The 13,977-nt window shown below is 47.4% G+C and carries 10 protein-coding genes and 1 tRNA gene; 5 read left to right on the forward strand and 6 right to left on the reverse strand.

Annotated features, from left to right (window positions below; genetic code table 11):
• Positions 1-124: 124 nt before the first annotated feature.
• Positions 125-2,515: a TonB-dependent receptor gene (locus N2K84_RS12110; protein ID WP_282592081.1), complete on the forward strand. Its 2,391-nt coding sequence runs from the start codon at positions 125-127 to the stop codon at positions 2,513-2,515.
• 13 nt (positions 2,516-2,528) lie between these two features.
• Positions 2,529-3,512, forward strand: a complete 984-nt coding sequence (gene lplA, locus N2K84_RS12115; protein WP_282592082.1) for a lipoate--protein ligase — start codon at positions 2,529-2,531, stop codon at positions 3,510-3,512.
• A 39-nt stretch (positions 3,513-3,551) separates the two neighbouring features.
• Here lplA and N2K84_RS12120 read toward each other — a convergent pair whose 3' ends face one another.
• From N2K84_RS12120 to N2K84_RS12140, 5 genes are read right to left on the reverse strand one after another with little or no spacing between them, the layout of a single operon-like run.
• Positions 3,552-6,113: an MG2 domain-containing protein gene (locus N2K84_RS12120; RefSeq protein WP_282592083.1), complete on the reverse strand. Its 2,562-nt coding sequence runs from the start codon at positions 6,111-6,113 to the stop codon at positions 3,552-3,554.
• Positions 6,114-6,131: 18 nt separating this feature from the next.
• A complete protein-coding gene (locus tag N2K84_RS12125) occupies positions 6,132-7,694 on the reverse strand; it encodes a carboxypeptidase-like regulatory domain-containing protein (protein WP_282592084.1) in 1,563 nt (520 codons plus the stop codon).
• Entirely contained in the window at positions 7,694-9,265 is a 1,572-nt protein-coding gene (locus tag N2K84_RS12130) for an aspartyl protease family protein (RefSeq protein WP_282592085.1), read from the reverse strand. The genes N2K84_RS12125 and N2K84_RS12130 overlap by 1 nt, the downstream gene beginning before the upstream one ends.
• Positions 9,266-9,288: 23 nt before the next feature.
• The gene (locus N2K84_RS12135; protein WP_282592086.1) at positions 9,289-10,290 is read right to left on the reverse strand and encodes a FecR family protein; all 1,002 of its coding nucleotides are present in this window, start codon (positions 10,288-10,290) and stop codon (positions 9,289-9,291) included.
• A gap of 6 nt (positions 10,291-10,296) precedes the next feature.
• The gene (locus tag N2K84_RS12140) at positions 10,297-10,917 is read right to left on the reverse strand and encodes an RNA polymerase sigma-70 factor (RefSeq protein ID WP_282592087.1); all 621 of its coding nucleotides are present in this window, start codon (positions 10,915-10,917) and stop codon (positions 10,297-10,299) included.
• A gap of 151 nt (positions 10,918-11,068) precedes the next feature.
• Between N2K84_RS12140 and N2K84_RS12145 the strand changes: the two genes are divergently transcribed.
• From N2K84_RS12145 to N2K84_RS12155, 3 genes are all read left to right on the forward strand, one after another.
• Positions 11,069-12,439 carry an MFS transporter gene (locus tag N2K84_RS12145; protein WP_282592088.1) on the forward strand — a complete coding sequence of 457 codons (1,371 nt, stop codon included), beginning with the start codon at positions 11,069-11,071 and terminating at the stop codon, positions 12,437-12,439.
• A gap of 46 nt (positions 12,440-12,485) precedes the next feature.
• On the forward strand, positions 12,486-12,956 hold the full coding sequence (locus N2K84_RS12150) for a hypothetical protein (RefSeq protein WP_282592089.1): 471 nt from the start codon (positions 12,486-12,488) through the stop codon (positions 12,954-12,956).
• 112 nt (positions 12,957-13,068) lie between these two features.
• Positions 13,069-13,152: transfer RNA gene (locus N2K84_RS12155), tRNA-Leu, on the forward strand.
• Positions 13,153-13,227: 75 nt separating this feature from the next.
• Here N2K84_RS12155 and N2K84_RS12160 read toward each other — a convergent pair.
• Positions 13,228-13,968, reverse strand: a complete 741-nt coding sequence (locus N2K84_RS12160) for a hypothetical protein (RefSeq protein WP_282592090.1) — start codon at positions 13,966-13,968, stop codon at positions 13,228-13,230.
• Positions 13,969-13,977: the final 9 nt, after the last annotated feature.

Below are 13,977 nucleotides of genomic sequence, written 5' to 3' on the forward strand. Positions count from 1 at the left end.
GCCTAACTTTGTTTAATTACCAGAAACAATAATTAGACAGCCATTCCATAATTCAGGCTACAATGCTTGACAAAGATAATCATTCAGCTTTGGCAGGAAATTGGTTGAAAATTAAATATGCACGATGAAACAGGTGGTAAGGCTCACTTTTGCATTTATCTTGATGTGTGTCAGTATTGGTGTTGCGGCTCAACACGCATCCATACAAGGACGTATTTTTGATGCTTCGAGCAATCAGGGGTTGCCATTTGTCAATGTCGTGGTTGCCGGAACAACCATCGGAACTGTTTCCGATGAAGATGGTACTTACCGGATTACCGGACTTCCAACCGGCTTTGTCAGGCTCCAGGTTTCGTATATCGGCTACCGGGATGTGATTTCATCGGAGGTGGAAATCAGTAACCTGAAACCGGCCAACCTGGATGTAGCCCTGGAAAAAAGCAATACCCAGTTGCAGGAAATTACGGTGACTGCCTCTTTGTTCAGAAAAACGGAAGAAAGTCCGCTGTCACTCAAAAATATCGGCATTTCGGAGATTGAAAACAGCCCGGGGGCCAACCGCGATATTTCCAAAGTCATCCAATCGTTTCCGGGCGTACAGTCCACGCCTTCATTCAGGAACGATATAATCATCAGGGGCGGGGGTCCCTCGGAAAGCCGGTTTTTTCTGGATGGCGTGGAGGTGCCCAATATCAATCACTTTGCCACGCAGGGGGCTTCAGGCGGGCCGGTCGGAATTATCAATGCCGACCTGTTGCGCGAGGTGAATTATTTTTCCGGTGCATTCCCCGCCAATCGGGGCAATGCGATGAGTGGGGTGTTCGAGTTTTTCCAGGTGGATGGCAATCCCGATAAGTTTCGGGCAAAAACTTCGGTGGGCGCTTCGGAAGTAACGGCGACTTTTGACGGGCCGGTTGGCGAAAATACAACGTACATTGTTTCGGCGCGCCGTTCGTACCTGCAATTGCTGTTTAGCTTGCTCGAACTTCCTTTCCTTCCTACTTTCAACGATTTTCAGGTGAAAGTGAAGACCCGGCTGGACCGCAAAAATGAAATTTCTTTCATTGGCCTGGGGGCTATCGACCAATCTGTTTTGAACCTGGACATTGATCAGCCCGATGACCAGCAGAAATTCATCCTGGCTTCTTTGCCCGAAAATGACCAATGGAGCTATACGGCCGGTTTGGTGTACAAGCATTTTCGCGAAAATGGGTTCCAAACGATTGTCCTCAGCCGCAGCCACCTGAGTAATAAGGCCGTGAAGTTTCTGGATAATGATGAAAGTTCGCCGGATAATAGAACACTGTATTATCAATCGGAAGAAATTGAAAATAAATTGCGGTATGAGAATACTTCCCGATTCGGCAAGGCCAAAATAAACTATGGTGGTAGCCTGGACGTGGTTACTTATACGAATGTTACCCGTAATAAGCGATTTTATCCGGATGGCATTCTGGATATAAATTTTGACACGAAACTGCATCTGATGAAGTGGGGTTTATTTGGCCAGGCCAGCCATCGGCTGCTGAATGATCAACTCGATTTGTCACTTGGAGTGCGTATTGATGCCGCCGATTACACATCAACTATGCGCTCGCCTTTCAATCAGTTCTCCCCTCGATTGTCTGCTTCTTACCGGTTTGCTGCTAATTGGAGCTTCAACTTTAATACTGGTATTTATTATCAATTGCCTCCATATACGGCGTTGGGATTTAAAAATGATGGAGAATACGTTAATAAAACGAACGGATTGAAATATATACGGGCCAAACACCTGATTGGCGGCCTCGAGTATCAACCGAAATCCAATGTGGTTTTTACCTTGGAGGGCTTTCTGAAGGATTATGGTCAGTATCCGTTTTCGGTGAAAGATTCGGTTAGTTTAGCCAACCTCGGTGCCGATTATGGTGTGGTTGGTAGCGAAGAATTGGTTTCTGTTTCAGAAGGAAGGGCTTATGGACTGGAATTCCAAACACGCATCGCCAACTCAAACCGTTTTAATTTTAATTTGTCGTACACCTTGGTGCGCAGTGAGTTTGAGGACAAGAGCGGGAATTTTACGGTTTCGAGCTGGGACAGTAAGCACTTGCTGGTATTGACCACTACCAAAAAGTTGAAACGCGACTGGAGCGTCGGGGCACGGTGGCGTTGGGTGGGTGGGCTGCCGTTCACACCTTACGATTTGGACCGTTCGTCGCTGGTGGAAGCCTGGAACCTGAACAACGGTCCTTTTCTGGATACAGGCAATTGGAACAGCCGGCGTTTCGACCCGTTTCACCAGCTGGATGTGCGGATTGACAAAGCGTATTATCTGAACAAAATTACGGCCAAGTTTTACCTCGACATTCAAAACCTGTACAACTTTAAGAACCAGGACAGAGATATATTGGTACGTGCGGAAGACGTTAACGGGCAGTTTATTACAACTGATAACGGAGGTCGCTATGTACTAAAACAGGTTGAAAATACCTCCGGGACAGTTTTGCCGGCTATCGGAATCATCCTGGAGTTTTAGCTAAATTTGCCGCATGACTGTACTTTGTTTACATCCAACCGATCTTGACCCATATTTCAATCTGGCTACCGAGGAGTACCTGTTGAAGCGCTTCACCGACGACATTTTCATGTTGTGGCGGAGCGAAAGCTCCATCGTAGTGGGCAAACACCAAAATGCGCTGGCCGAAATAAACCACCGTTATGTACGCGACCATCACATCAAAGTGGCCCGGCGTTTATCGGGCGGCGGCACTGTTTTTCACGATCCCGGAAACCTGAATTTTACATTTATCAAGAATGTGGACCGGCTCGAAGACGTTAACTTTAAGGTTTTTACCCAACCCATTGTCGAGGTGCTTCAAAAGCTGGGACTGGATGCCTATTCCACCGGGAGGAACGACCTGCTGATTGGCGGCAAAAAAATTTCGGGCAATGCCGAGCATGTTTTCAAAAAGCGAGTGCTGCATCACGGTACGTTGTTGTTTAATAGTCAGTTGGAGAAGCTGAGAAACGCACTAAAGGTTGATTTGTCGCGTTTCGAAGATAAAGCTGTACAGTCGAACCGCAGCGACGTGACCAACATTGCCGCCTGTTTGCCGCACCCGATGTCGGTGGATGAGTTTGCCCGTTTTATTTTTGAGGAAGTTGCGCAAAGCTTTCCGAAGCGCCAATTCCTCAATTTTTCGGACGACGACCGGCAGGCCATCCGTCAGTTGAGAAACGAAAAATACAGCCAGTGGGACTGGATTTATGGCTATTCGCCCAAATACAAATACCGTAATGAGCTGGCGACGGCAAACGGGAGCCTGGTTTTTTCCCTTCATGTTGAAAAAGGCAAAATCAAAGAATCGCATTGGGAAGGTGCCATTTCTGCCAATCTGAGCCGGAAGCTTTCTGAAAAACTTGTCGGAATAAACCACGCCGAAGAGGTGTTGCAGCCAGTTATTTACGAATTGAAAACCGATCTTGAAACCGAGCATATTTTTGCAGATCGATTGCTGGAGAGATTGGTTTGAGAAGGCCCTTCCGTGAGGTCGAAAGGGCTTTCCCGGGGATTATTTTTCTATCTGAATGTTTTGCAACGCTTTACCGATTCGTCCCTGTTCGTCAATGCCAATCACTTCAATTTGAAAACTACCGGTAACGTTATTGGTTGGTATTTGTAAGGTGGCCGTGCCCGTTTCGTCGAAAGTTATAGCCGGGTTCCAATACAAGGTGGTTTGGTCTTTATTTCCCGGCTCGAGCATGGTTTGGGCAAAATCGCGCGAAATGCGGTAGGCGTCCCGGTACAGGTTTTCGGTTGGAGCAACGGGCTCAGATACGATTTCCCCTCGCTTGGTATTAATCTCGATCAGCCCCACTGAGTTCAGGCCGGTGTAACGCAAAATATCCATCGGACTGGTTGATACGTTGATCGATTCCACATCATTGGGCGACATGCTGTTCAGAACCGATGAGCTGGTTCCCATTTTTTGACCGTCGATCACAATCAGAGCACCATCCTGTGCCAACAGCGAATTCTGTCCTCCCGGGAAGATGATTTTATCTCCGTCAAGCGTGTAGGGCTTTATTGTTTTGATTGCATCCATTAGGGATGATCCCGAGCTAAGCATTTGTTTATACGATTCGTTCTTTTTCGGTTCAGGCGATGATGTTTTTCGAATTTCGGAGAAAAGGCCAGTATTATCGGCAAAAAACCGGGCATCTGGCAGCGGGCGTTCGGTTAATGACTGCTGAGTCATAAATTGTTGGATTTGCCGCTGTAGCTTGTCTCCAAAACCCCGTTCATAAGAAATAGTTAGCTGATCATTTCCTGCGGCATCGATCGCCTTTATCACATAATTTGCCTGCTCGTCCGAAGCGATCCCCTGAAAAATAAAATGTCCGTTCTCGTCGGTGGTGATGGTCATGATTTGTGCGTTACCGGCGTTCACCAGGCTTACTTTTGCATTGCCCACCGGATGGTTGTTCCGGTCGAGTACAACGCCCGACAACCAGTTCCCGGTTGGGTTGGCCGACAGGTTCTCCGGGTCGAATGCCAGCACGTCGGGCCAGGAAAAGTTACGGAAACGGTTGCAGATAAGCAGGTAATTTAACGAATGTTCGGGCAATGTTCCCCGTTCGGTCAGTTGTCCCAGACCAGGAATCTTACTTTCCAGGAAGTTGTTTACCTCGAAGCATGGAGAGAACGGAGCGGTCGGATCCAGGTTTTTCATTCCAGCGCTGACAGATACGCTTGCGATCCCCGGCGCCGGGTTGCCCGATCGGGGAATTGTTTTTATCGTCAGGGTGAAAGGCTTCCCGGTGGTAACTGAGTTTGTGCTTGTTTCCAGCTCCATGTTCAGTGACTGGCCCTTCTCGATATAAAGCATGCGTTCGCCAATTGGTTTCCCGGCCTCGTCGAAGGCAGCAAGCAGGCAGAGCCCCTGCGGAAAGTTCTCCTTGGGGATTTTGGCGCGAACGGCTCCGTCCACTTTCATCTCGGAAGCCCAAAACAGTTGGTTGCCGCGGGTGGCCAGCAAGTTGATCGTATGTGATTGTCCGTCGGTAAAAACCAGGTTGGCGTAAATAAATTCGTCATCGGTTTTTGGGATAGAGCACACGAATCCATTGGTTTGAAAAGCAGGCAACTCAAATTTCTGCCCGGAACCCCGATCGCTGGTAACGTGTAGTTTGTATTGTACACCGGCTTGCGCTTGCAACGGAAAAACGCCAAAGCCCGGAACCAGCGTTTTGGTTTGCATCACCGTCCCGGCATCCTCACTCAGGATTTCGGCTGTGATGTCAACCGGTTGGCCCCAGGCATTGGTTACCTGATACCCAACTTTCAAGGGAGTCCCAGCCACAAAGTTTCCGCCTTCTGCATAAAACTGAACATTCAGTTTTTCGGTGTTCACAGGAAACGTGCGCGAAAAATTCAGGTTCTTATCGGTGATATGCAGCACGACTGGCTGGCTGTATTCTTTTTCCGGAATTTCCAGGTTGATGCGCAGTTTTCCGCCAGGTCCGGTTTTCAGTTTACCTTTCAGCAAAACCTGATCCTGTTCCAGTAACTCATATTTGATCCGGTTCGACGAAAAGGCATCTCCCGAGAGTTCTGCCAGCGAAAGTTCAACCAGGTTGTTGGCACCGGGCACCAGAAATTTCGGGGCACTTTCTACCCGGGCAATTACTTCGTTCTTGTCCATCGGGTCGATGAAAATCAACTTGATAAAAGCCTCGTCGCCATGCTGCATGGCGGGCGTGTGGGCTGCGAGTGCGTATTCCCCTGGCACGAGGGTTATGGGCAAAATGATGTCGCCCGAAGCCAACCCGTTCGAAATACGGTACACATCGCCTACTACTGGTTTGCCGGAGGTGTCGTAAAGCGCCACGTTGATGTCCTGGCCGGACTGAGCCAGCCCTTGCTTGTCCAGTTGGCCTGTAAATCCATTAAACCAGAGTGTTTCGCCGGGTTTGTAAACTTCCTTATCGGTGATGAGGTAGATGCTTTCAATCGGGTTGTATTGAAAATATTGACCCAGTTTTTCGTGTATCTTTCCGATCTGGTCCGGGTCTTGGGCCATACTGCCCAGTGTGATGGCAGTGAAAAGAAAAAGTGCAATTATACGTTTCATATTATGTAGGTTGATGGGTTAATATTGCGACGGAGACAGGTCCCCTTCCTGTAGAATTTCAAGTTCTTGGTTCATGGTTTTGATGGCTTTTTTTAAATCATCGTTGGGCTGAATGGTGTTGAAATTTCCCCAGAATTCACGGTCGTAGTCAATGATCATTTCGGTGAAAATATCGCTGGGCATAAAGGTTTCATCTTTTAAAAAGCGTCGGATGTTGGTGGGTTCATGGCTGGTTACCAGCAAATCGGAAATGCTGTGGAAAACCGAGTTGATGTTGTCCTTCCGGCTCCGCACCCGAAAGCGGACCGATGTTTGGGCAGTGTTCAGGTGCCAGCGCCCCTCATGCAGCTTGTAGGTAACCTGGTAGTCCAGATCGAGCGGGCGAACGTTAAATCCTTTTGGTTTTTTGCGGATGAGCGATTCACGTGCAAACTTCATCCCGCTTTTTCCCAGACTGAATTCGGCATGTACAAGCGCGTAGGTTTCCTGGTCGATAAACAGTTTTCCTTCGTAACGGGGAAAGTCGATTTTCCCTTCCGGCCTGAAAAGAACCACATACGTAGGCCTGCCCACGTAGTTGACCGCATAATCCATTTCGAACCGGTAAAAGTTCCGGTAATTCGGATCCAGGAATGAATCCACTGTTTTGACCACGTCCAGCTTGGTGATGTAATACGGTCCGCCCTGCATTTTAAAATCGACCCATTTAAATGGCTCCACGTTGGCGCTTTTCCGGCCTTTCAGGAAGCGGATTCGGTCGTCGCGGAACAGGTTGCCGTAAGGCGCTTTCAGGATTTGTATGATGGCCTCGGAAACGTTGATATAGCTTTTATCTTGCAGAAGAACTTCCCGGTAGAAAGAAGTCATCAGCCGGCTTTCTTCCGGATAGTTTTCGGGAATGCGGTCCGCTAGTTTGTCCAAGATGTCAATCGGGTCAATGGCAGTCACTTTGATTTCTCTCAGCCGGATAGCTACCGGCTGCATGGCCAGGTTAAAGGCCTCCGGAGCGAGGGTGTCTGGCAGGGCCATCACACGCGCATACCCCAGGCACGAAAACACCAGCGTGTCGTGCCGGTAATGTTCCGGGATTTTTAACTCGAAGGCGCCATCCCGATTGGTGATGGTGCCGAAAGGCCTGTTCAGGAACGAAATGCTGGCAAACGGAATGGTTTCGCGGGTGCGGGCATCGGTGAGCACGCCCGATATTTTTTGCACCCCCGGTGACTTAGTGTCCGGAAAGCCATCTGCCGGTGGTCCGTCGTCTTTTAGGGTGATAATGAGCTGGTGCCCGAATACCTGGAACCGATAACGGGTTCCCAGCACTTCCTCCAATGCCAGGCAGGTTTCCTGGTCATCAAAATCAACCGAAATAACCTGGTCGGTATGAATGACGGCCGGGTCGTACGATAAATCGATCCCGGCCTGTCGCGAAATTTCTTCCAATACGCGGGCAACAGGTTGGTCGTGCAGGTGGAGACTGATTTTCTTCTTCAAAACAAAGGCTTCATCCTCCTGTGCCGCCACCTGAAACGATAAGCACCACAGCAGCATGAAGCCGGCAATTTGAAGCGATTTCCCCATTAAAAGATTCTCTGCAAGGTAAATGATGTTTTTATTTCTTCGCCGTTTCGCAGCACCGTCATTGATATTTTTCGGTCTTCCTTGCTTTGCAGCAACAGATTAATGTCGTTTAACGATAAGGAGCGGTGACTGGTTCGGTTGACGTCCAGTATTTGGTCGTTTTCCATCAGGCCTGCATAGTAGGCCGGCGAGTTGGCGCGAACCTTGTCGATGGTGAAAACCGGCATTCCGGGGAACGGGTTTGAAATATCGAGTCCACTCATGTTGTAATTAAATTCTTCTTTGACCCGGCTGGTTGGGCGAAGTTTAATCTGCTTGCCCGGATAGTCGAATGTTACGTAAAACCTTCGTAGGATTTCGGCTCCCAAGGTTCCGTTCCGGTCATCTGAAATGATTTGGTCCACCAGTTCCGGTTCCGGAAAAGCCACGATGGGTTCGTATAGAATGAGCGGGCCGACCCAGATTCCGCCAATGCGGCCTTTCTTTCCGTACAGGTCGCCGTTCAGTCCGCGTCCCAGGAAGGATTCGATGTGTTTTTCGGGCAGGCCGATACGATCGTCCGAGTTGGTTGACAGCCAGATGGCATCGCTGGCGCCGGTATCAACGAGCAGCTTCACCGACACTTCTTCATTTTTATCGGTCATGATGGTGGTGCGCACATAGGGTTTGTTGTGTTCAAAATGCAACGGCATGACAATATCCTTGTTGTTTACCCTGTCGCGGTAATATTCCGGTTTCGAAAGGGTCAGCTTATTGTTCTCGTAATCAATTTCAACCACAAAATCCTTGAACAGGTTGAAGCCAATAAGCCCGTGAACCGGGAGTCCGAGAACCTGTGAGATTTGAAAATCTTCGCTGATTACCATATGGATTTCCTGGTTGTATGAAACCAGTCCCTCAATTTTCACGGTGTTGTTGCCCGACCGGTAGGCTGTGAGCGATTCGCCTTCGCCAAGGCCGCTGACCGTAATGGGTTGCATGAAATTCAGGTTAAGCTTGTTCACAAAAGGCAACTCGGTGATGATCGGGTAACGCACCCCTGTGTCGAGGATGAAATTCAGCGTGTCCGAATCGTTGATAAGTACCGGGATGATGATCAGGTTGCTGGCGGTTTTGAAATCAAATGTAACCGACTTTTGACGCGGATTGGCAAACTCAAACAGGTTTTTGCCGGGAGTGAATTTTACCTGTTGGTCATATTTCACACTTTCATTTAGCGGAATGTAGTCTCTCACCACCAGGATGTTGTCTTCGATGTCAAAAATCAGGAAATAGTCCTTCATCAGCTTGTCGAGCACATAGCGGATGGGCTTGTTGGAAATGTTCAGGCTGATTTGTTTTCCTTCAACCAATTTTGAGTTGTAGGAATAATCCAGGTTGAAGTAATCGCAAATGCGCTGAATAACATTTTTCAACGATTCATTTTCGGCGAAAATACTGATGTTTTGATCCATCAGCGGGTTCTTCTGCACGGGCTCCGGTTCCTGTGCCGAGGCAATAACCGATACGAATATCAGCAAGGCGATGGTGACCCATTGCACCACCAGGCTTTTTATTGTTTTTGTTTTCATGGCTTTATGGGTTTTGGTTAACATCACTTTTTTAACACATACTGTCCATTTTCATTGGTCATCTCCAGGTTGTGCGTCAGGGCAATCACCTCGAGGATAAAATCAAGCGGGCGGTTTTCGAAACGGGCCGTCAGTAACAGCTGGTCCAGCTCCGGGTCAGCTGTTCTGACTTGTGCCCGATAAACCTTGTTTAATTGTTCCAGTACTTCTTTCAGCGAAGTTTTATCAAAGATCAGGTCCCTTGTTTTCCAGGCCAGGTAATTGGGATTATCGTTTTTGCTTTTTCGTAATTCGTTTGATTTAGTAGCAAATACGCCTTTGTCGCCGGGGTCCAGGATCAAATCATTTTGTTGATTTGTTGCAGCTTTTGTTTTCGAAACCTGCACTTTCCCGGAAGCTACAACCACTTCAATTTCGTTGTTTTGCGGGTAGGCATTCACGTTGAAACTGGTGCCGAGTACTTTGATGGTTGCTTCGCGGGCATGGATGACGAATGGGCGGGTCGGGTCGGGTTGTACTTCAAAAAAGGCTTCGCCTTCAATTTCAACTTCACGGGCTGAGGCGCTGAATTTTTCCGGGTAGTTGATTTTGCTGTCCCGGTTCAGGGTGACTACCGAGCCGTCCGCCAGTTCAATTCTTGAAATGCCGTAGTCGTCAACGATTACACCGGCCGTGCGCAAATTTTCCCAAGAGTGGTTGCCCATATAGAAGCCAACCGAAGCAAGCAACAAGGCGAAAACGACCAGGGCGGCAATTTTTAGTACCGGCTGGTTGAACCAACTGATTTGCCGCATGGGGCGGGTAGTTTCGAGCCGTGGCCTTACCTGTTGATAGGCCACCTCGGCATCAAATTTTTTCAGGTTGAAATATTGGTCGATTTGTGCCGCTGTTTCCGAGATTTCAGCAAACTGATCTGCATCCCAACTCCCTGTTGCCGGGCTTCCTCCGCCAACATTCTCTTGCCCGTAAAGCTGCTTGGCAATTGCTTCCCAGGCATCATCGCTGATATGTTTTTTCTTTTCCATTTGTTACTATGACAATTTACCGGAAGGTTCACCCTGAATGGTCTTCGTTTTTTTTGTGAAAAATAGCATCCAGCCAATCAGGTAGTCCCGATAGTCTTTTAGCTGTTCGCGCAATTGCTTTAACGCCAGCCCCATTTGCGTTTCCACCGTTTTTACCGAGATGTTGAGCCGATCGGCTATTTCTTTGTATTTCAACCCTTCTTCGCGGCTCAACCGGAATATTTCCCGTCGCTTTTCGGGCAGAGCCTCAATACAGGTTTCAATCTTTTGTTGCAAGCCCACTTCCATAAAATAAGGATTTGTGTCCCGGTCATTTTTAAAATCTTCCTGAACCGTATGCGCGTATTTCTGCTCGATGTGTTGGTGTTGCAGTTGGTTGATGCATTGGTTTTTAACCGCCCTGAAAAAGTATTGCCTGACGGAAATTTCGATGTCGAGTTTGGTTCTCATGGCCCAAATCCGGACGAAGACATCCTGGACGACCTCTTCTGCTTTTTCATCTTCATCAAAGTACTGACGGGCATAATAACAAAGGGGAGCATAATATTTCAGAAACAGCTGTTTGAAGGCCGGTTCGTAGCCAGTCTTTAGCTGGGCAAAAAGTTCTTTGTCGGTTTGATTGTTCATGGGTTGTCATTCAGCCTGAAAAAAGTGAGCAATTGCTAAGGTATTAAATTTAAAGGATGGATAAGTGGCAAAAAACCCCTAACGACCAAAGAATAATTTTGTAACATACCGGAAGATTCTATTTTTGCAGAAATTGATTAAAAAAATGGGAATGAAAGAAAGAACAGGTTGGAAGTTTGCGCGTGCCTTTTGGGTGGCAAACACGGTTGAGTTGTTTGAACGGGCTGCCTATTACGGCGTATTTATCGTCATCACACTGTATTTGTCGCGTATTATTGGTTTTGGCGATATCGAAGCTGCCCTGATTTCGGGTATTTTTCAGGCTTTGTTGTATTTTCTGCCAACCTTCGCCGGCGCTTATTCCGACAAAATTGGTTTCCGAAAATCACTGTTGATTGCCTTTTTATTGCTTGCCCTGGGGTATGGCGGCATGGGTTTGATTCCTACTTTTTTTGAGAGCAGCGGGTTGGTTGAATATGGAGAGATGACCCACTTTAAGGGTTTGGATACTTCATCGGCGAGGTACTTTATTGTGCCGTTTATGGCTTTGATTATTCTTGGAGGTTCATTTATCAAGTCGGTGATTACAGGTACGGTAGCCCGCGAAACCACCGAGGAAAACCGAGCCCGCGGCTATTCTATTTTTTACGCGATGGTAAATATCGGGGCTTTCTCCGGCAAAACCATTGTTGAGCCTTTGCGTGAGGCCATGGGAAACGGCGGCCTCGTCTGGATCAGTTATTTTTCATCGGCCATGTCGTTTGTGGCACTGGTTATTGTTTTTTTGATGTATAAAACGCAGAAGCATTCGGGCGAAGGCAAAAGCATTGCCGAATTATGGCAGGGGCTGTTCAAAATCCTGGGTAATGCCCGGTTGATTATTCTGATCCTGATTGTCACCGGTTTTTGGATGGTACAGCACCAGATGTACGCAACAATGCCCAAATATGTACTGCGCTTGGCCGGCGAAGGATCGACCCCTTCCTGGTATGCCAATGTCAATCCGCTTGTTGTTTTCCTGACCGTGGGTTTTGTTACCCAGCTAATGCGCCATAAATCGGCCTTGTACAGCATGACGCTTGGGATGCTTATCATGCCGGTCTCCGCCTTTTTTATGGCTTATGGCAACTTGATGCCAGCCGGAGAAATCCTGGGTATGCACCCGGTGGCTTTTATGATGGTGGTTGGGATTGCTTTTCAAGGGTTCGCCGAAACATTTATTTCTCCCCGGTACCTGGAATTCTTCTCCTTGCAGGCACCTAAGGGTGAAGAGGGAATGTATCTAGGGTTCAGTCATTTACATTCGTTTATTTCTTCGATTGTTGGCTTTGGTTTATCAGGTATCTTGCTCGAAAGGTATTGTCCAGATCCACGTTTATTCGAGAACCACGAAGCTTGGGCAATAGCCTCGGCAAATGCCCATTACATCTGGTATTATTTTATCGGTATCGCTGCTGTTTCGGCGTTGGCACTGGTCATCTACGGAATAATCGTAAAAAAAGCAGATGCTTCCATACAATAATTGGGGCTCGTTCGTTTTTAGGAATGAATTAAAAGTAGGAAAAGTCATGAAGAAATTAACGTTTACCTTACTACTGGCCATATTGGTCACTTTTCAAATGAAAGCGCAGGACTATAATACCGGGATCGGTTTGCGCGGTGGATTTTTTAGCGGACTTACCATCAAACATTTTCTGGATAGCAACCGTGCTGTTGAAGGATTGCTTTCTTCGCGCTGGCACGGGCTCGAAATTGCCGGCTTGTATGAAATCCACAACCGGGCTTTTCAGACACCGGGTTTGAACTGGTATTACGGTGTTGGTGCCCACATAGGTTTTTGGGACGGCGATTACTCTTCCCGTTTCGATGACCATGGAAACTATACCGTGATTGGTATTGATGGCATTTTGGGCATTGAGTATAACTTCTCGGAAATACCCATAAACATCGGGCTCGATTGGAAGCCCATGCTAAACGTGATCGGGCATACCGGTTTTTGGGGCGATGGTGCAGCCATCTCTGTGAGGTATATCTTTTAGAACGAATGAGATACGTGGGAGGATAGGATTTGCGTGCATGGAAATGAGAAACTTTTTGGCGGTTTTGCTTTGAGCTAACGATTTTTCCATTATTTTTGCATCGCTAATTCAGGCCCGGGTGGCGGAATTGGTAGACGCGCTGGACTCAAAATCCAGTGATAGCAATATCGTGCGGGTTCGATTCCCGCCCCGGGTACGGAAAAGCCCGCTATCAGTTTGATTGATAGCGGGCTTTGTGTTTTTCCGGAGAGGATTCAAGAGAGAATTTTATTTAATCCCAAAAACTGCCTGGTTTTGATATTTCATACATCGGTCCTTCATGAAAGCGTCTCAGTAGCCGATTTTGAAAAGCTCGCGGATTTACCGAAACCAGGTTAATATCCTCTTTTCGGTTGGTGTTGAAGAGAAGCCCAAGCTCGGTCGAGATCATGTTTATTCCATTTTTTTTGATATTAAAAATCCCCAGTGTATCCATCTCATTCAGGCTTTTAGCAAATGTCTCCAATGCTTCAAGTATTTTATTTTGGATTTCATTCTGTGTAAACCTGGTTGTTGCCTCAATCAGCTCCCTTTCAAAATCATCTGTCAGGGTGAAAAAGTCGCCGTCATCTTCCTGGACAATCAATTTACGAAGAGGATAAATAAAGCGTAATTCAGCTGCTTTCTCAAGCAATCGGTACAGGGAAGAATGGCTATCCAGAATCTCACTGTAATCCGGCAGATCGAACAGTCCCAGCTCTTTCAGTTTGTCTGTTCGGAGGTGTGGGATGTTGATGTTCTTTGCCTCCACATACTTCGAAATCAACCAGCTCTCCGGTTCTTTCGATCTCAGCAACTCAAACAACAGGTCAGAATAAAGGGCTGTTACTTGGTCGTTGGTGACTAGTAGCCGTAGCTCTACTTCGATGTTATTGATTTCATCAACGGCTTTTTGGTAAATGTTCCGGATTTGATCCTGACTCTTAACATCGGGCAAACCAATAGGTCTGCGTACATTTTTTTTTTGTTCCATCTTTCTAAA

This window comes from Gaoshiqia sediminis (assembly GCF_025907915.1).
GTDB classification, from domain to species: domain Bacteria; phylum Bacteroidota; class Bacteroidia; order Bacteroidales; family Prolixibacteraceae; genus Gaoshiqia; species Gaoshiqia sediminis.